The organism is Cupriavidus basilensis, assembly GCF_000832305.1.
Classification (GTDB): domain Bacteria; phylum Pseudomonadota; class Gammaproteobacteria; order Burkholderiales; family Burkholderiaceae; genus Cupriavidus; species Cupriavidus basilensis_F.
Genome location: NZ_CP010536.1, coordinates 1,866,776 through 1,885,481, shown reverse-complemented (window position 1 = coordinate 1,885,481; position 18,706 = coordinate 1,866,776). Strand labels below are relative to the sequence as shown.

The 18,706-nt window shown below is 64.9% G+C and carries 17 protein-coding genes; 7 read left to right on the top strand and 10 right to left on the bottom strand.

Going from position 1 to position 18,706, the window contains the following annotated elements; genetic code table 11:
* The first annotated feature begins 20 nt into the window (after nucleotides 1-20).
* From RR42_RS08975 to RR42_RS08965, 3 genes are all read left to right on the top strand, one after another.
* Nucleotides 21-542 (top strand): hypothetical protein, encoded by a 522-nt coding sequence (locus RR42_RS08975; protein WP_043345904.1) that lies wholly within the window; start codon nucleotides 21-23, stop codon nucleotides 540-542.
* 194 nt (nucleotides 543-736) lie between these two features.
* Nucleotides 737-1,117 carry a helix-turn-helix domain-containing protein gene (locus tag RR42_RS08970; protein ID WP_043345902.1) on the top strand — a complete coding sequence of 127 codons (381 nt, stop codon included), beginning with the start codon at nucleotides 737-739 and terminating at the stop codon, nucleotides 1,115-1,117.
* 117 nt (nucleotides 1,118-1,234) lie between these two features.
* Nucleotides 1,235-1,468: a DUF2188 domain-containing protein gene (locus RR42_RS08965; protein ID WP_043345901.1), complete on the top strand. Its 234-nt coding sequence runs from the start codon at nucleotides 1,235-1,237 to the stop codon at nucleotides 1,466-1,468.
* 70 nt (nucleotides 1,469-1,538) lie between these two features.
* Here the strand turns inward: RR42_RS08965 and RR42_RS08960 are convergent, their stop codons facing one another.
* The gene (locus tag RR42_RS08960) at nucleotides 1,539-1,970 is read right to left on the bottom strand and encodes a GNAT family N-acetyltransferase (protein ID WP_043345898.1); all 432 of its coding nucleotides are present in this window, start codon (nucleotides 1,968-1,970) and stop codon (nucleotides 1,539-1,541) included.
* Between the two features lie 254 nt (nucleotides 1,971-2,224).
* On the opposite strand from RR42_RS08960, the gene RR42_RS08955 reads away from it, so the two are divergent.
* The 4 genes from RR42_RS08955 (at nucleotide 2,225) to RR42_RS08940 (ending at nucleotide 4,649) form a co-directional block, all read left to right on the top strand.
* Nucleotides 2,225-2,563: a hypothetical protein gene (locus RR42_RS08955; RefSeq protein ID WP_144409793.1), complete on the top strand. Its 339-nt coding sequence runs from the start codon at nucleotides 2,225-2,227 to the stop codon at nucleotides 2,561-2,563.
* 440 nt (nucleotides 2,564-3,003) lie between these two features.
* Complete coding sequence (locus RR42_RS08950) at nucleotides 3,004-3,756, top strand: carbonic anhydrase family protein (RefSeq protein WP_043345892.1); 753 nt, start codon at nucleotides 3,004-3,006, stop codon at nucleotides 3,754-3,756.
* Between the two features lie 97 nt (nucleotides 3,757-3,853).
* Entirely contained in the window at nucleotides 3,854-4,216 is a 363-nt protein-coding gene (locus RR42_RS08945) for a hypothetical protein (RefSeq protein WP_043345889.1), read from the top strand.
* Nucleotides 4,217-4,298: 82 nt separating this feature from the next.
* Nucleotides 4,299-4,649 carry a hypothetical protein gene (locus RR42_RS08940; protein WP_043345887.1) on the top strand — a complete coding sequence of 117 codons (351 nt, stop codon included), beginning with the start codon at nucleotides 4,299-4,301 and terminating at the stop codon, nucleotides 4,647-4,649.
* Between the two features lie 91 nt (nucleotides 4,650-4,740).
* Here the strand turns inward: RR42_RS08940 and RR42_RS08935 are convergent, their stop codons facing one another.
* The 9 genes from RR42_RS08935 to RR42_RS08895 form a co-directional block, all read right to left on the bottom strand.
* On the bottom strand, nucleotides 4,741-5,529 hold the full coding sequence (locus RR42_RS08935) for a peptidylprolyl isomerase (protein ID WP_043345886.1): 789 nt from the start codon (nucleotides 5,527-5,529) through the stop codon (nucleotides 4,741-4,743).
* A gap of 10 nt (nucleotides 5,530-5,539) precedes the next feature.
* Nucleotides 5,540-6,283: a respiratory nitrate reductase subunit gamma gene (narI, locus tag RR42_RS08930; protein WP_043345884.1), complete on the bottom strand. Its 744-nt coding sequence runs from the start codon at nucleotides 6,281-6,283 to the stop codon at nucleotides 5,540-5,542.
* Nucleotides 6,280-6,960, bottom strand: a complete 681-nt coding sequence (gene narJ / locus RR42_RS08925) for a nitrate reductase molybdenum cofactor assembly chaperone (RefSeq protein ID WP_043345882.1) — start codon at nucleotides 6,958-6,960, stop codon at nucleotides 6,280-6,282. Before narJ ends, narI begins: the two co-directional genes overlap by 4 nt.
* An 11-nt stretch (nucleotides 6,961-6,971) precedes the next feature.
* Nucleotides 6,972-8,495, bottom strand: coding sequence for a nitrate reductase subunit beta (gene narH / locus RR42_RS08920; protein WP_043345879.1), 1,524 nt, complete (start codon nucleotides 8,493-8,495; stop codon nucleotides 6,972-6,974).
* A gap of 17 nt (nucleotides 8,496-8,512) precedes the next feature.
* Nucleotides 8,513-12,316 carry a nitrate reductase subunit alpha gene (locus tag RR42_RS08915; protein WP_043345876.1) on the bottom strand — a complete coding sequence of 1,268 codons (3,804 nt, stop codon included), beginning with the start codon at nucleotides 12,314-12,316 and terminating at the stop codon, nucleotides 8,513-8,515.
* Between the two features lie 40 nt (nucleotides 12,317-12,356).
* Nucleotides 12,357-13,808: a NarK family nitrate/nitrite MFS transporter gene (locus tag RR42_RS08910; RefSeq protein WP_043345874.1), complete on the bottom strand. Its 1,452-nt coding sequence runs from the start codon at nucleotides 13,806-13,808 to the stop codon at nucleotides 12,357-12,359.
* A 337-nt stretch (nucleotides 13,809-14,145) separates the two neighbouring features.
* On the bottom strand, nucleotides 14,146-14,823 hold the full coding sequence (locus RR42_RS08905) for a response regulator (RefSeq protein WP_043345873.1): 678 nt from the start codon (nucleotides 14,821-14,823) through the stop codon (nucleotides 14,146-14,148).
* A 17-nt stretch (nucleotides 14,824-14,840) separates the two neighbouring features.
* A complete protein-coding gene (locus tag RR42_RS08900; protein ID WP_330218510.1) occupies nucleotides 14,841-16,736 on the bottom strand; it encodes a type IV pili methyl-accepting chemotaxis transducer N-terminal domain-containing protein in 1,896 nt (631 codons plus the stop codon).
* A 364-nt stretch (nucleotides 16,737-17,100) separates the two neighbouring features.
* A complete protein-coding gene (locus RR42_RS08895) occupies nucleotides 17,101-18,450 on the bottom strand; it encodes a hypothetical protein (protein WP_236702005.1) in 1,350 nt (449 codons plus the stop codon).
* Between the last annotated feature and the right edge of the window lie 256 nt (nucleotides 18,451-18,706).

Genomic DNA, 18,706 nt, shown 5'->3' with positions numbered 1-18,706 from the left:
TGCACGACCAAGGAAACTTCATGCTCATAGGACTCTGCGGCCGCCCGGGCTCCGGCCAGGACCGCATCACGAACTACCTGGCCTGCGGGAGCCGCGCCTTCCACGTCATCACCTTCGACGCCCCGCTGCGCCACATGATCCAGGCCTGTGCGGGCATCCGTGAGACGTACTTCAGCGCGGCAAGATTCCACGACGTCATCCCGGCGCTCGGCAAGTCACCGGCCCAGTTGCTGTACACGCTTCGGGAATCCTGGATCCGTTCGCCGATGGATCCGGATGTGCTGGTCGGGTACTTCTCGCAAACGCTGGCCCGGCACGACGGCCACGATGTTGTGGTTCCCGATGTGTCCACGCAAGCAGAGGCTGAGTTCATACAGGCGCGCGGTGGACGGTTGATCCGGGTCGTTTCGCGACGCGGGCCGGGGGCTGACCCGTTGATCAAGCCTGCATGGATTGATCTGGAACTGCAGGCGGACGAAGGGTCGGATCGGCTGTATGCGCAAATTGATGCGATCGTGGGCGAGGACGTTCCGGTGGGTTGACGGGTTGCGCGCCGGCCAGTGCTCAAGGTTCGGCACATCGTGCGCGATGGCAACCAGCAAACAATATTTGCATCATGGTTAGCTGCAATGGCTAACATGAAGATGCACACGATCGCGTTCACCAGGCATTCGGCCCGGCCGCCCAAGCCATACCGGGGAATGTCCGGGAATGCCCATCGAGGAGGTGCCTTGCCATGATCCAAATTCAGTTCATCGAACGCGACGGCCGCCCCGAGTTTGCGGTAGTGCCCATTGAATTGTGGGAGCGCATCAAGCATCGGGTCGAGGACCCGATGCTTGATGCACTGCCAGGCCAGGCGAAGGGCCAGGACAACAGCTTTCGGATCCCTGCCGCCATCCTGGACGCCGAACTCGCCGGGGACAACCCGGTCAAGGCCTGGCGGGAATATCGCCGCATGACCCAGGATGCGCTGGCGGCAGCGGCAGGCCTTAGCAAGCCCTACCTCAGCCAGATAGAGAACCGCAAACGCGATGGCAGCCCCGAGGTTTTCCAGAGCCTGGCGGCGGCGCTGCGCGTCCCGCTCGACGTATTGGTGGGACGGCCGGAAAAATAGCGCGACATCCGATGTCCAGGCGGAGTACCGGACACCGCCCGCCATGCCGCCATCCCGCCATGCCGCGGACAGAACACCCCCTAAAACAGCAGTAGCGCACTGCTCAGAGAGACAACCATGGATTCGATACCGCAACGCAACGTACACGTCGTGCCTCATGGCGACGGTTGGGACATCATCCACGAGGGGGCAAAGGGGGAAAGAGCACACTTCCTCACTCAGGAGGAAGCGGTGCAAGCCGCGACGGTGATTGCACAGCGCGAGAAGGTGGAACTCCTGGTGCACGGCCAGGATGGCCAGATCCGTACGCGCGCCAGCTACGGGCGAGACCCCAGGAGCATAAGGGGCTGATCATGCTCAGGCGGCTGGCGTGCCGGGACCCGGCGCGCCAGCCTGCCCCATGGAATCGCCGCCAGCGGAATCAGAGCACCTTCTTCATCGAGGGAGCCGGATGGAGGACATAGCTCTCGCGCTCATAGAACGGAATGGCCTCCGGGCGGGCGTCGAGAAACACCGCAGTCATGTCGCGCGCACGCGCGTCGGCTTCCGCATATGCCATCAGGGCGTGACCGGCGCCAGTTCCGCGCGCTTGCGCATCGACCACGAGGTCATCGACGTGCAGGTGTGCTCCGCGCGCCAACGTATGGACGGGCCGCATCCCCATCACGCCGACAAGCTTGCCGCCTTGAAAGGCGCCAACAAGCTCGTAGCCAGAATGCGATTGCCGGCGCACCCGGCGCAGGAACTCGGCTTCATCCAGCGAGCGCAATTGCATGATGATGGGGAAAGCTTGCTCCCATTGCGCTGGGGAAAGCCTTCGGACATCCAGGCTGGCGCTGTGATTTTCAGTCATCGTTTCGTTCCTTGCGCATTGCCGAAATCGCGATTCTGGCACAGGCGTTAGCAGCCGGCATCCAACTTGCACGGCGAAGTCACCCGCTGTCACGCAAAGCCTTGGCGCACCCCCTCTACGGCGGGGTACTGAAACTGGTGCGACGCACCACAATCAATAGCGGCGACAGATTGCCCCTTTGCCTTCTCCCGAGGGTGCAGGCAACCACCTTGCCGTCCCCCCCTTTTTTCACCCAACCGGGATGCAGCATGAGAATGACTCCGATTCTTGCTCTGATGTTGGTGCCGGGCGCGGTTCATGCCCAACTCACGGCATACAAAGCTTCCGGATCTGCTGGCTACGGTGGCTACGGTGGCTATGCCGCCGCCTCGCAGCAGCACGGCGGCACGGCCTACGGCTCAGCACAAGGCCAGGGCAATTCGCTCTCTGGCGTCAACGGCGCCATTACGCAGCGCTATAGCAATGCCACTTCAGGGCATCAGCGGGACGAGTTGACCGCTGCGCAGACTGCGGGAGCCTCGCGAGACTACGGCGGCGGCGCAAGCAAAACCTCGTTGAATCCGTCGACAGCCCGCGCTCAGCCGGGCAAATGAACGAGCGCGACGCCACCGTGCTGAGACCATGAGCGTCCCATTTTCCTGAGTACCCAAAACGATACACGGCTGCGGCAAACGGCTACGGCAAACGGCTGCGGCAAGCTCAAGCGGCATGTCCGCCCGGTTCTCAGGCACAGGACCTGAGTGCCGTCTCATCCCAGGACTTTCCGCGCGAGTCCGGCTTGCGCTTGGGCACAAACAAAGCGTTAACGTCCACGCTGACGATACGGGGATTCCCCGTTGGACCAAAGTCCAATAGCCCGGGAACCTCACTGCAAGTACCATGGGTTCAGGGCCATTCCACAAGCGGCGAAGCCGGTGGCTTGGCGATCTGCTGCCGTCTGCCAGGGAGCCGGCGCGCAGTGAATCGCCCATGCACGACAGCGCCGCGATGCCAGCAACAACGACCGCCTTGCGGTTGTTTGCGGAGAATCAAAATGCACAAGAAAACTGTCTGTTGTGCAGCGGCGCCCTCCAACAGCGTTGGAAGACGTACCGTGCTGAAGACTGCGCTTGGCGTGGCAGCCGTTGGGCTGGCGGCAAGCATGGGGGACGCCGAATCCGCCTATGCGGCGGCGCTATCGAAGCCCGAGCGAGACAAACTGACCCCGGACCAGATCATCGAGAGCTTCAAGCAAGGCAATAGACGTTTCCGCTTGGGGAAGATGCGGTCCCACGATTATCTGGCACAAAAAAGAGTGACTGCCGGCGGGCAGTATCCAGCGGCGGTGATCTTGAGTTGCATTGACTCCCGGGCCCCGGCCGAGATCATCCTTGACACGGGAATTGGAGACACGTTCAACGCGCGTATTGCGGGCAATATCGCCAACGAGGATCTCATTGGAAGCCTGGAGTTCGCCTGCGCGGCGGCTGGCGCTAAAGTCATATTGGTGATGGGGCACACAGGATGCGGCGCCATCAAGGGCGCGATCGATCACGTTGAACTGGGAAGCCTGACCGGTCTCCTGGCCAGGATCAGACCGGCAGTGGACGAAACGCAGTACGCCGGCGACAGAAGCAGCAAGAATGATGAATTTGTCGATGCGGTGGCAAAAACCAATGTTCAACGCACGATCGACGCAATACGAAATGGGAGTAGCGTGCTGGCCTCGATGGAGAAAGATGGAAAATTGAAAATCGTTGGCGCGATGTACCACTTGAACGGTGGGGCTGTCGAATTCCTCGCCTGAGAAGAGCACTGTATATCCATACAGTTAACTCAACTATCCACGCTTGGCCTACGATGACTCTTATACTGGATATCCATACAGTACAAACGAGAAAGACATGTTCGCCTGCGATCTGGAAACCGTCTTCCTGTACCGCCGCGCAGCCGATGCGGTCGCCGTGCCCTTTCCTTGCGCGCGCATCACGGTGGACGATCCGCTGCTGATTGCCGACACGTGGAATCCTGAGGCAGAAGCGGCAGCGCAGGCCAGCAGCGCCACGCTTACCCTGAACGGCATCGATACGGCAGCAATCATGGCACTGCCATGGACAATCGACCGCCTGGCATTCCATTACCAAGGCGCCTGGCTGAGCTTCCAGCTTGCCTGCAGCATCCAGTTCACAGGTCCTCGCTCGATTTGCCTGCGCACCCGCGGCGAGCGCCACTACGCCACCCGCCAGGAAACGGCATGCTCCCTGTAAAGTAGCCATACCGTGCGCCGCCATGCCACCCGACACACCAGAGACATGGGCCCGGGCGCTACGCCACGCCGTTCGCGGCGGCATGCCGGATCACTACGGCGAGATCTATCGCATGCAGTTCTACCTGCTCGGCCCCAACGGCGAGCCGGTGAAGGAGTCGCGCATGCAGACGCACCAGGAATTCCTGACGGGCAGGTTCAAGCGGTTCGTCCTGCGCACCGACCTGATCGAGCAGAGCGCCCGCGTCTGGACCTGCTTTTGCCCATGGTCGGAAATGATGGATCCGCCGGTCTTCCTGACCCACCTGAGCGCGCCCGGCGTCGACAAGATTTTCACCTCGCCAACGTGGCAAGATGCGCAGGACAAACACCGGCGCGTCTCGGACAAGGCGCGGCGGGTGCTGCCGCTCACGCCCTTGCCGGGCTCTCCATGACGAAGAAACCGGACTTGACCATGGCGCGATACACGACTGGGTCTGCGCCGAGCGCAGGCTGAAGACCAGGCCGGGGCGCGCCATGCGCGCGCTACTGTACCAACGGTGTGTCCGAACCGTCGAGATCCACGCCCTCGATCACCGCCTGCCCTGCCAGCAGGCACAGGTATTGCCGCAGCGCGGTGACATAGGCTTGCTGGCGCAGTTGCAGCGCCACGGCCGGGCGCACTGTCTCGAACGGTTGTACTTCGCCACTCTCACGCGCGCACACCTCCACCACGTGCAGGCCAAAGCGGCTGTGCACCAGCCGCGGCAGCACCCCGACTTCCTGATGGCCGAACAGCTCGCGGGCGAACTCCGGCGCGCAATCGCTCGCCTCCAGCCAGCCCAGTTCGCCGCCCTGGGCGCCGCTGGGGCAGTTTGAAAACTCCCCGGCCGCGCGCGCAAAGTGTTCGCTCGCGGATGCCGGGTCGTCGTGGCAGCGCACTGCCACCAGCATGCGTTCGGCGCGCTGGCGCAGTGCATTGACATCCAGGCCGGGCGTCACGGCAAACAGGATGTGACGGGCCTGCACGCGCTCGCCGCGGCTATAGCGGGCGAGATTGGCCGCGTGATGGCGCCGGCATGCCTCTTCGCCCGGCTCGGGTATCCGCAGCTCGTTTTCCAGCAAGGTCTCGATTGCCGTGCTGGCGGCCTCGCTGATCACACCGTCGGTTGCGCCGGCATCGGCTGGATCGAGCAGCCCGGCACGCTGGGCGGCCTGGCGCAGCAGCTCGGTGCAAGCGCGCTGGCGCAGGGCTTCCAGCGCCAGCGTTTCATCGTCGGCGTGCAGGGCCTGGCCGTTGACGGACGCGGCGCGGGTAGATACGGAATGACGCATGGCACGCTCCTCAGTGCGATTGTTCGGGCTGCGCACGCTTGGCGCGATCGTGCCCCGCCGGCAGGTTCAGGCGGCGGCTGCGCACCACCTGGTAAGGACGGAACAGGTAGGTCACCGAGGCAAAGCCGCTCCAGACATGGACCAGGCGGGTGAAGGGAAACACGAGGAACACTGTCATACCCAGCACCATGTGCAGCTTGAACACCCAGCCCACCCCCTGCATCAACGCCGGCGCGCCGCCTCGCAGCGTCACGATGCGCTGCGCCCATTCGGCCAGCACCAGCATCATGCTGCCGTCCAGGTGTTGCCCGGACAGCGGTATGGTGCCCAGCCCCAGCGCCAGTTGCACCCACAGCAGCCAGAGGATGGCGATATCTCCGGGCCGCGAGGTGGCGCGAATACGCGGGTCACCCAGGCGGCGATGCAGCAACAGGCTCACCCCGATGAAGCCAAGCACGCCGGCCATGCCGCCCGAGATCATTGCCAGGAGCTGCTTGGCGCCGGCGCTGATGAAATGGCCGTAGACCGCATGGGGCGTGAGCATGCCGAACAGGTGCCCGAAGAACAGGAACAGCACGCCGACGTGGAACAGGTTGCTGGCCCAGCGTAACTGCCCGGAGCGCAGCATCTGCGAGGAATCGCTCTTCCAGGTGTACTGGTCCCGGTCGAAGCGGATCAGGCTCCCGACCAGGAATACGACCAGGCAGATGTACGGATAGAGGCCGAAGAAGAAGGTGTCGAGGGCGGCAGTCATGATCGCGCTCCGGTGACGGGTCCGTCGCGGCGGACGAAATGGATAGGCTGGGGCTCGCCGGGCTTGCTCTGGCCACGCGTGGCACAGCCATCGAAGGCAGGCGGCTCGGCCCAGGCCTCGTCGAGCGATTCCTCGGGCGGCAGCCGTACCGGCTCGACGCGCTCGCCCGCCAGTTCCAGCACGGCCGCGATTGCCGCGTGATACGGGCTGTGGCGCTCGGCCAGCGCGGTATGCACGGCATTGAGGATGTGCGCCATCTCGGCCAGGAACTCGCGCGCGGTCTGTGCGGGCTGCGTGGCGGCGAACTCCAGCACTACCGGCAGATAGTCGGGCAGTTCGCCCGGCCCCAGGAACAGGCCGGCGGCCTCATAGGTCTGCAGCAAATCCACCAGCGCCTGGCCGCGCTCGCGCGAGTCGCCATGCACATGCTCGAACAGGTGCAGCGCGGTGGCGCGACCGCGGTCGAAGGTGTCGACATAGCGCGCCTCGAGTTCATAGGGGTCGCGCCGCTGCATGCCGTCAACCAGCGCCAGCAGGCTGTCCCGCCCGGCATCGCTGAGCGTGCGGCTCGCCGCCACCAGATCCCGCATCGGCGCCAGGCAAGCACGCAGCTCCTCCCCGGGATAGGCCAGCAGCCGGGCCAGCACCAGGCAAATTCGCGCATCGAATGGTTTCATGGCAGCGTCCTTTACAGTGTCGCCTTGATCGGAATGGTCCGCCGCTTCTTGCCGCCGAACAGGCTGGTCTCGCTGGTGCCGTCCGAGCAACCGTTGCCGAACGAGAAGCCACAGCCGCCGCGCAGGTCGAAGGCGTCCTCCGCATACTCCCGGTGCGCCGTGGGGATGACGAAGCGATCCTCGTAGTTGGCGATCGCCATCACCTGGTACATCTGCTCGACCTGCGCCACGCTCAGCCCGGCCTGCTGCAGCGCAGCCAGGTTCTGGCGCCCTTCCACATGCTTGTCGCGTTGATACGCGCGCATGGCCAGCATCCGCTCCAGCGCACGCACCACGGGTGTGGTGTCGCCGGCGGTGAGCAGGTTAGCGAGGTACTTGACCGGGATGCGCAACTGCTTCACGTCGGGAATCTCGCCATTGATGCCGACTTCGCCGGCGTTGGCCGCGGCCGTGATGGGCGAGAGCGGCGGCACGTACCAGACCATCGGCAAGGTGCGGTACTCCGGGTGCAGCGGCAGCGCCACCTTCCAGTCCACCGCCATCTGGTAGACCGGGCTGCGGCGCGCCCCCTCCAGCCATGACTCGGGCACGCCGTCCGCCCGGGCCTGGTCAATGACTTTGGGGTCATTGGGGTCGAGGAAGATGTCGAGCTGCGCCTGGTAGAGATCGCGGTCATGCTCCACGCTGGCCGCCTCCTGGATGCGGTCCGCATCGTAGAGCAGCACGCCGAGGTAGCGGATGCGGCCTACGCAGGTTTCCGAGCAGACGGTCGGCTGGCCGGCTTCGATGCGCGGGTAGCAGAAGATGCACTTCTCCGCCTTGCCGCTCTGCCAGTTGTAGTAGATCTTCTTGTAGGGGCAGCCGGACACGCACATGCGCCAGCCGCGGCACTTGTCCTGGTCGATCAGCACGATGCCGTCCTCTTCCCGCTTGTAGATCGAACCGGACGGGCAACTGGCCACGCAGGTGGGGTTCAGGCAGTGCTCGCACAGGCGCGGCAGGTACATCATGAAGGTGTTCTCGAACTGCCCGTAGATCTCCTTCTGGATGTCGTCGAAGTTGCGGTCCCTGGAGCGCTTGGCAAACTCGCCGCCCAGGATCTCTTCCCAGTTCGGCCCCCATTCGATCTTTTCCATGCGCTTGCCGGTGATCAGGCTGCGCGGGCGCGCGGTGGGGGCCGTACGGGACTCGGGCGCGGACTGCAGGTGGTCGTAGTCGAACGTAAACGGCTCGTAGTAATCGTCGATCTGCGGCAGGTTGGGATTGGAGAAGATGCGCATCAGCAGCTTCCACTTGCCGCCCTGGCGGGGCTCGATGCGGCCGTCGGCCTTGCGCACCCAGCCACCGTTCCAGCGCTCCTGGTTTTCCCATTCCTTGGGGTAGCCAATGCCGGGCTTGGTCTCCACGTTGTTGAACCAGGCGTACTCCATGCCGGGGCGGTTGGTCCAGACGTTCTTGCAGGTCACCGAGCAGGTATGGCAACCGATGCACTTGTCCAGGTTGAGAACCATGCCGATCTGTGCGCGGACTTTCATCGTCGGTCTCCTTCTTGTCAGGCGGCGCCGGGGGCGTCGGCGTTGGCTGGCTCGTCGAGCCAGTCGACCCGGTTCATCTTGCGCACCACCACGAACTCGTCGCGATTGGTGCCGATGGTCCCGTAGTAATTGAAGCCGTAGCTGTATTGCGCGTAGCCGCCGATCATATGGGTGGGCTTGAGCACCACGCGCGTGACCGAGTTATGGATGCCGCCGCGCAGGCCGGTGATCTCCGAACCGGGCGTGTTGATGATCTTTTCCTGCGCGTGGTACATCATCACCATGCCCGGCTTGATCCGCTGGCTCACCACGGCGCGCGCGGCGATGGCGCCGTTGGCGTTGAAGAGCTCGACCCAGTCGTTATCGACGATGCCGGCCCGCCCCGCATCGTCTTCCGACAGCCAGATCACCGGCCCGCCGCGATTGAGCGTGAGCATGATCAGGTTGTCGGTGTAGGTTGAATGAATGCCCCATTTCTGGTGCGGCGTGATGAAGTTCAGCGCAATCTCCGGGTGGCCGTTGGGCTTCTTGCCCAGCATCTCGTCGACGTTCTTCAGGTTGATCGGCGGGCGGTAGCTGACGAAGCCTTCGCCGAAATCGCGCATCCACGGATGGTCCTGGTAGAACTGCTGCCGCCCGCTCAGCGTGCGCCACGGGATCAGTTCGTGCACATTGGTATAGCCGGCGTTGTAGCTCACCTTTTCGCTCTCCAGCCCGCTCCAGGTCGGCGAGGAGATGATCTTGCGCGGCTGCGCCTGGATATCGCGAAAGCGGATCTTCTCGTCCTCGCGGTGCAGCGCCAGGTGGGCATGCTCGCGCCCGGTGATGCGGCTGAGCGCCTGCCATGCCTTGACCGCCACGTGGCCGTTGGTTTCAGGCGCCAGCATCATCACCACTTCGGCCGCGTCGATATCCGTGTCGATGCGCGGCAAGCCCTGGCTGACGCCCGCCTCGCTGACCGTGCCATTGAGTTCCCCGAGTGCGTGCACCTCGCTTTGCGTGTCCCAGCCGATCCCCTTGCCGCCATTGCCGATGCGCGTCATCAGGGGCCCGAGCGCGGTGAAGCGCTGATAGGTGTTGGGATAATCGCGCTCCACCACGTTGATCTGCGGCGCGGTCTGGCCGGGCACCAGGTCGCACTCGCCCTTCTTCCAGTCCCGCACGCCAAAGGGCTGCGCCAGTTCGGCGGGGGTGTCGTGCATCAGCGGGGTGAGCACCACTTCCTTCTCCACCCCGAGATGGCCCGCGCAGACCTTGCTGAAGGTCTTGGCGAAGCCCTTGTAGATCTCCCAGTCGCTGCGCGCCTGCCAGGCCGGATCAACGGCGGTGGAGAGCGGATGGATAAACGGATGCATGTCGCTGGTGTTGAGATCGTTCTTCTCGTACCAGGTCGCCGTGGGCAGCACGATGTCGGAGTACATGCAGGTGGTGCTCATGCGGAAGTCGAGCGTGACCAGCAGGTCCAGCTTGCCCTCGGGCGCCTGCTCATGCCAGCGGACTTCCTCGGGCTTGGCATGGTCGGGACCGAGGTCCTTGCCCTGCACGCCGTGGCTGGTACCCAGCAGGTGCTTGAGGAAATATTCGTGCCCCTTGCCCGAGGAGCCGAGCAGGTTGGAGCGCCACACGAACATATTGCGCGGCCAGTTGGCCGGGTGGTCGGGATCCTCGCAGCTCAGCTTCAGCGAGCCGTCCTTGAGGGACTGGGCCACATAGTCCCGCGTGTCCATCCCGCGCGCCTGCGCGTCGCGCTGCACCTGCAGCGGATTGGTCTGCAGTTGCGGCGCCGATGGCAGCCAGCCCATGCGCTCCGCGCGCACGTTATAGTCGATCATCGAGCCGCTGTAGCGCGCCGGATCGGCCAGCGGCGAGAGGATCTCGTCCACACCGAGTTTCTCGTAGCGCCACTGGTCGGTATGGGCATAGAAGAAACTGGTCGAGTTCATCTGGCGCGGCGGGCGGATCCAGTCCAGCGCGAAGGCCAGCGCGGTCCAGCCGGTCTGCGGCCGCAGTTTCTCCTGGCCCACATAGTGCGCCCAGCCGCCGCCGCTCTGGCCGATGCAGCCGCACAGCATCAGCATATTGATGATGCCGCGGTAGTTCATGTCGCAGTGGTACCAGTGGTTCATCGCCGCGCCGATGATCACCATGGACTTGCCCCGGGTCTTGTCGGCGTTGTCGGCGAACTGCCGCGCCACCGCGATGACCTGCTGGCGCGCCACGCCGGTGATGCGCTCCTGCCAGGCAGGTGTGTAGGGGACCTCGTCGTCGTAGCCTCCGGTGGCGGCACCGCCCTGCTGTTCGCCCGGCAGCCCGCGCGCCACGCCGTAGTTGGCCGCCAGCAGGTCGAACACCGTGGCCACCAGTGTCTCGCGCTGCCCGCCTGCTTCCTGCAACGCCAGGCGCGCCGCTGGCACGCGCCGCACGATCACGTCGCCGGCGGTCTTGCTCGACGTGAAGTGCGGCGTGTCGATGCCGCCGAAGTACGGGAAGCCGACATCGACGATGTCATGCGGCTGGGCGCCATCCTCCACCACCGACAGCTTGAGCTTCACGGCTTCGCCCTGCCTTGCCTCCTTGCTCTCCAGGTTCCATTTGCCGGCGTCGGGCCTGCCGTCCGGCCCCCAGCGAAAACCGATCGAGCCGTGCGGCAAGGCGACCTTGCCCTGCTCGTCGAATCCGACCGTTTTCCATTCGGGATGGTTCGCCTGCCCCAGTGCATCGGGGAAATCGCTGGCGCGCACATAGCGATCGGGCACCAGGGTCTTGCTGCCGTCGGGCAGCGTGTGTTCCTTGAGCGCGACCAGCAACGGCAGGTCCGTATACCGGCGCGCATAGTCGTCGAAATAGGCGCTGCGCCGCTCGAAGTAGAACTCCTTGAGGATGACGTGGCCCATCGCCATCGCCAGCGCCGCATCGGTGCCCTGCTTCGGGTGCAGCCACAGGTCGGCCAGCTTGGAAACCTCCGCGTAGTCCGGGGTCACGGCTACCACCTTGGCGCCTTTGTAGCGCACCTCGGTAAAGAAATGGGCGTCCGGCGTACGTGTCTGCGGCACGTTGGAGCCCCACGCGATCAGGAAGGTGGAGTTGTACCAGTCCGCGCTTTCCGGCACATCGGTCTGTTCGCCCCAGGTCTGCGGGCTGGCGGGCGGCAGGTCACAGTACCAGTCGTAGAAACTCATGCAGACCCCGCCGATCAGGCTGAGATAGCGGCTGCCCGCGGCGTAGCTCACCATGCTCATGGCCGGGATGGGCGAGAAGCCGATCACGCGGTCCGGGCCGTGCTTCTTGATGGTGTACACGTTGGCCGCGGCGATCAGCTCGTTGACCTCGTCCCAGCTGCTGCGCACGAAGCCGCCCAGCCCGCGCTGCTGCTGATACTCGCGGCGCGCGGCGTCGTCTTCGACCACGGCCGCCCAGGCATCCACCGGACTCTTGGCCACGGCCCGCGCCGAGCGCCAGTGCTTGAGCAAGCGCCCCCGCACCATCGGGTACTTGACCCGGTTGGCGCTGTAAAGGTACCAGGAGTAGCTCGCGCCGCGCGCGCAGCCGCGCGGCTCGTGGTTCGGCAGGTCGGCGCGCGTGCGGGGGTAATCGGTCTGCTGGGTTTCCCAGGTCACGATGCCGCCTTTCACGTAGATCTTCCACGAGCACGAGCCGGTGCAGTTGGTGCCATGGGTGGAGCGCACGATCTTGTCGTGCTGCCAGCGGTTGCGGTAGGCGTCTTCCCAGGTGCGGTCCTCACCCGTGGTCTGGCCGTGGCCGTCGGAGAAACTCTCGCGCGGCTGGCTGAAGTAAGTGAGGCGATCGAGAAAATGGCTCATTGCGGGGCTCCGGTATCGTTTGTGCGCATCGCGCTCGTGCTCAGCACGGCATCTCGGCGCCGCGGCGCCCGTAATACCACCAGGTGACCACCACGCAAAGCAGATAGAAGACGATGAAGATCCATAGCGCGGCCTCCGGGCCGCCGGTCGCGGCGATGGCGGTGCCATAGCTCTTGGGGATGAAAAAGCCGCCGTAGGCACCCAGCGCCCCGGCGAAGCCCAGCGCGGCTGCCCCTTCGGTATTGCCGTCCTTGATCGCCCGGGCCTGCGCCTCGTCGCCGGCGCCCTCCACCTCGCGCAGCTTCTGATTGAGGAAGATCACCGGGATCATGCGGAAGGTCGAGCCATTGCCGATGCCCGTGGTCAGGAACAGCACCAGGAACATCAGGAAGAAGCCGGTAAAGCTGCCTTGCGCCGGACCCGCGGAGAGTGCATAGCCGCCCGCGCCCTTGGGCAGGAAATACAACACCCCGACCACGGCCAGCGCCATCACCACGAAATTCCACAGCGTGACGGACGCGCCGCCGAGCCGGTCGGCCAGCCAGCCGCCGACGGGCCGGATCAGCGCGCCGAGCAGCGGCCCCAGCCAGGCATACGCCAGCGGGTTGACGTCGGGAAACTGGCTCTTGATCAGCAGCGGGAACCCCGCGGCAAAGCCGATGAACGAGCCGAAGGTGCCAAGGTAGAGCAAGCACATCAGCCAGTTGTGCTTGCGCTTGAAGATGGCCGCCTGCGCGGCGAACGAGGCCCGCGCGTCGGCAATGTCGTTCATGAAGAACCAGGCCGCTACCGACGCCAGCGCGATCCAGGGAATCCAGATATAGGCGGCGTTCTGCGCCCACACCTGGCTCACCTGGCCGGTCTTGCCGACGATCGTCTGCGGATCGCCGCCAAAGATGCCGAGGATGCCCACAGTGACGATCAGCGGGCTAAGGAACTGCACCACCGAGACGCCAAGATTGCCCAGCCCCGCATTCACGCCCAGCGCCGAGCCCTTGTGCTCCTTGGGAAAGAAGAAGCTGATATTGGCCATGCTGGAGCTGAAGTTGCCGCCGCCCAGGCCGCACAGCAACGCCAGCAGCAACATGGTGGGATAGCTGGTGGTCGGATCCTGCACCGCAATGCCGATCCCGATGGCGGGAATCAACAAAGACGCCGTGGAGATCGCAGTCCAGCGGCGCCCGCCGAACAGGGGCACCATGAAGGAATAGAAGATGCGCAGCGTCGCGCCCGATAACGCTGGCGCGGCCGCCAGCCAGAAGAGCTGGTTGGTCGAGTACCTGAAGCCGAGCTGCGGCAGGTTGACGGCCACCACGCTCCACAATTGCCAGATCGCAAATGCCAGGAACAGCGCGGGCACCGATATCCACAGATTCAGCTTGGCGATCGCCTCGCCCTCGCGCTCCCAGAATGCGCGGTCTTCGGGGGTCCAGATGGTCAGCACCCGGCCACCGCCGGACGGCTTCGGTGTGTCTGCTACGGTTCGGCTCATTTCAGTCTCCAGGCGCGCTCAGGACTGCGCCGCGTTGCCGGCACGCACCCCGTGCGGGCCCATCATCTCGGTGCGGCGCACCTCGGTGAAATACAGCGAGCCGGTCAGCACGAGCATGGCTGCCGGCAGGCCGAACGCCGGGGCGTTGAGTCCCAGCGCCCTCTCCTGCGATAACGCCGTGCCGATCGCTCCCCCGGTCTCTTGCTGAGTTCCAATCTAGGCGCCCTGTGCAAGGCGCAACATCCCTCGACCGGGCAGGCCGGCATGTCCGGAAGGAGGATGGTTTCGAGCAACCAGACGCCCGGGCATAGTTCGAAAGAACGATGCCGGATCCGGTTCAGGCGCTGCCGCGCCCGGCGAGGAAGACGGCCGCCTGGACCCGTGAACTGAGGTTGAGCTTGCGCAGGATATGCTGGACGTGGACTTTCACCGTCGTCTCGGCGATGCCCAGCTGGCGCGCGATGGCCTTGTTGCTCAAGCCGCTGGCGATGCCGTGCAGGATCTCCTGTTCGCGCGGCGACAGCACGGCAAGCGGATCGGCGGGTGCGGGCGGCGCGCAGGCACCTTCCCGACTGCCATGCGCGGCATGGAACGCGGCGACCAGCTTGCCGGTCATCTCGGGACTGATGGCAGACTGCCCTTTGCGGATCTGGTGGATGGCCGCGACCAGGGCAGCACCCTCGATGTTCTTGAGCACATAGCCGGCGGCACCCGCCTTGAGTGCCGCGCTCAGGTCGTGCTCGTCCTCGCTGACCGTCAGCATCAGCACGCGCGCGCGCGGCGCGGCCTCCCTTAGCCCGGGCAGCGCATCGATCCCCGTCACACCGGGCAGATGGTTGTCGAGCAGGATGACATCCGGCTGCAAGGCCTGGGCGCGATGCTGGGCCTCGCCTGCGTCGCCGGCCTCGCCAACCACCTGCAGCGCCGGTTCCTGCGCCAGCAAGGCGATCAGCCCGCGGCGGAACAAGGTATGGTCGTCCACGACCAGGAGGCGGACCGGATCAGCGGCGGGCATCGGTTTCTCCTCTCTCGTCAGTGGCTCTGCAAGGTGCTGGCCATCCGGGCGGGCCGGGACGACGCTTCGCGCAGCGCGGGCCGGCGCGGCGGCAACGTCAGCGTCACCCGCGTGCCGTGGCCGTTGCCCGAGGTCAGCGTTACCGTGGCGCCGATGCGCTGCGCGCGCTCGTGCATGATGCGCAAGCCCACGTGCAACTGGGCGGACGCCGGCGGTTGCGCAACGTTGAAGCCAAGGCCATCGTCGCGCACCTCGAAACGCCACACCTCGGCCTGGCGCACGTCGATCCAGACCTGTGTCGCATGCGCATGCTTGCGTATGTTGGACAGCGCCTCCTGAATGACGTGCAGTACCTGAACCTGCACGTCGGGCATCAGGGGCACATCATGTCCTTCCATGCGCAGATGCGTGCGCAAGCCAGTCTGGTGCTCGAATTTCTGCAGCGTGGTACGCAGCGCGGGCTCGATGTCTTCGTGGTTGGTGCGCGTGCGGAAATGCACCAGCAGTTCGCGCACGTCGTTATAGGTCTCGTGCACGCCGGTCTCGATCTCTGCGAGCACCTTGTCAAGCGCCGGCGCGTCACGGCGGCCAAGCGCGGTCCTCATCAACTCCACCTGGATCCGCAGAAAAGCCAGCGACTGGGCGATCGAGTCGTGGAGTTCCTGTGCCAGCAAGCCCCTCTCCTGAGCCACCGTGGCTTCTTTCTCCAGTGCTCCCGCGCGCAGCCCCTCCATCGCGCTGGCAAGGTGAGCTGCAAGGGCTTCGAGCAGGGAGCGGTCCTCAGCCGTCAGCGAGGTTTCCTCGAGAAAGAACAGATCGATTTCGCCAAGCACCCGCTGCTGAAGTTTTACCGGCAGGCAAACCAGTGTCCGGTAACCGGCCCGCGCGCATCGGATCGATGGATCGTCTGTTATCCCCCGGATGGGGATAACCCGCAGTTGCGCGGTGGCGCCGGCCTGAGCGCAATGGCAAGCCCCCGGGTGCAGGCAGCGCTCCTGCTCAAACATCACCTGCGGCAGGCAGTCGCCCGCCAGCAAAAGATAGCGCTGGTTGGCGGCATCGGACCAGCGGATCGCAACGGCATCGGCATGGGCAATCGCGCGAACCTTGCGCGCAAATCCTTTTGCAAGCTCGTCGAGCGTAGCCGCCTGCGCGATTTGCCCGCTCATCTCATACAAGGCGGCAAGGCGCATGCGCTCGCGTTCCAGCCGTGCGGTCTTTTCATTGACGCGTTGCTCGAGGTCGCCATACAACGCTTCCAGTTTTGCGGCCATGTGATTGAAGCCCTCAGCCAGTTCGCCAAACTCGTCCTGGGAGGTCACGGCCACGCGCGCGCCGAGGTCCGCGGTCTCGATGCGCTGCAAACCGCGCCGCAGGCGCGTCAAGGGCTCAAAGACGATCAGATAGCCGGCATAGAGGAGCGTCACTGCGCTGGCAATGACAAGGGCCACCATGGCGAGCTGGAACATATGCAACCGTGCCGTCCACCGGGAGAGCTGCAGCTCGATGCCGGAGACCAGCGCGTCGACGGCTGCCGCGAAACGGTCCAGCTCGCCCGCCGGGGCAGGCGCACCCGATAGCCAGTGCGCGCGAAGCGAGGCCCAGCCTTGTTGCACCGTGGCGAACTGCGCACGGGTCTCGGCGTTCCAGGGAACAAAGAGTGGGCGCGAAGGATCGCCGCTCGCCAATAGCGCCAGACCCTGGTCAGACTCGTGCAACTGGGATGTCACCGTATCCATGGTTGCGCCCCGCTCCATGGCCAGCGCGAGCCGATAGCCCTGCATGCGCATGCGGCCAGCTTCGTTGACGGCTGCCGCTCCGCCTTCGATCTGCCAGGTGACCCAGAGCGTGAGGCCGATCGAAGTCAGGGCAAGGCACAGTACCGCGGCACCGATCGCCAGCAGTTTGGTCAACAGACTCCAGCCCGGACGGTGCATCGCGTGACTCCAGGTTGCGCGTTCCGCATGCCGCTATTGCCGGAACCCGATCACTGCATGCTGCGTTGCACGATTCCTGCCGCCACCGGCATTGACCGTCTCTGCCGGCGATCGGTCGGCAACGCAGTATCCGTGCGCACAAAGAGGCACTTGATCGCGCCGGTGTTTCACTCGGATCTACGTGAGCGCCGCCAACGGATATGCGTCCCCCCAATGCAACTGAATATATCCAAGACCGCGTAGCGATGTTTGATTCATCGCAAACCTGGTGCTTGCCAATTCCGAAGATCTGCAATAAAGAGGCGTATTTTTCCCGATTTTTTTCGATCCTGGCGAGCGTTCATGGAAATGCCTTCCGGCTACGCTTTTCCCTGCCAGGATCGGAATGTCCGGTTTCCCTTCGACCGGCATGCCGAGGCGGCAGCCCGCCGCGGGCCATGGTGCGGTGCAGGCAGCGAACGGCGCGCAACAGTTGCAGGCCGAGCCAGACGTTGGCCGCCGCAAACAGCACGCCACCAGGCAAAGCCAACCATCGCGGCGCCAGCGGCAGCGCCAGCAGCAGGACATAGGCCAGCAACAGCAAGTTGGCTTGCCAGCGCTGCTGGCCTGGCGAAATCATCGCCTGCATGGCAGGAATCCGGGCTGGCAATGGCAACCGGCGGCGCAAATGCATCCAGATCAGGAAAGGCACGATCTTGCCGATCATCGCGGTTACCGGCAATACCCCGCATCCGACCAGCACGGCGATGCCGATCCACCAGGGTATCGCGATGGACACAGGCAGGGCGATGGCCGCGAGCGACAATGCCACCGCGCCGATGGCGCTCACGCAGGCGGCGGCCCACAGCCGCCAGCACGGATCATGGCGGCGTCGCGCACGCAGTACGCCACCCAGTCCATACGCCGCGAGGGCCCCCAACAACAATAGAAGCGGCGCTGCGCCAGCACCGGAAAATTGCGGCGCGTCGATCACGGCGCCGCTATAGGCCAGCAGCAACAACCAGATTCCCCAAGGCAGGAAGCGCTCCAGCGCGGCAGGCAGGCGCCCGGTCTGCCAGAACATGGGCACCACCGTGGTCGCGACGCCGGTAACGAGCGTGGCAATCCAGCCCACCAGCCCCCAGGCGACATGCAGTCGCAGCAATGGGCCCGGCGCCAGTTGCCACTGCCCGCCCAGTACGCCGGCTAGCGCCGCGCCGGTCGCAGCCGTTGCGATCAGCGCGGCGCCTATGCCTGCCAGCGTCCGCGTGGTTGCATCCACGGCAACTACGCGTGCGCCCGCCCGCAGCAATGCCAGGCCGACCAGTCCCAGGAAAGGCGCCCCAAGGACCATTGCCACGCGAAAACCGAGTGGCCGGCCGGCAAGGAAGCCTCCGGCCAGCCCAAGCGCCGTGGCCCCGCCGAGCAACGCGACCAAGCGAGCCAATGCATCGGACCCGCGTACGCGCACCCCGGCGACCACCGGCATCATCTGGAACAGTGCCCCCACCATGACGGGAACCAGCATCCCCAGCGCAAGGAGATGGACTACCGCCAGCACCGTCGGGGAGAAGCGCAACGGCAGGCCGTCGGAGGGACCGAACGCCAGCAGCAATCCCGCGGTAGCGCCAAGCCATGGCGCCGGCAGCAGGCAGCCAAGGACTACGGATGGCCGGGGTGCGTTCTCGTATGTCAGGTGCGCAGCCCTCATGCTGGCTGCCATGCGACAAGGCGCTGCCGGCGCAGGCGAGGTGGCGCACCGGCGTCCTTGTGGATTTCGGAAGGGGAAAGTCGGGTCGGCATCTTGTCAATCTCCGCATGCAGGGCAGCAGGGTTGCAGCATTCATCTCGAACTCACGTTCGTCCTGGCGCAGACACACTAGACGCCAAATGCGCGCGTCGTCATTGATCGCGGCAAAGGGTTGTACAACTGGAGAAGCCACCCATGAACCGGCGGCGCACGTTTT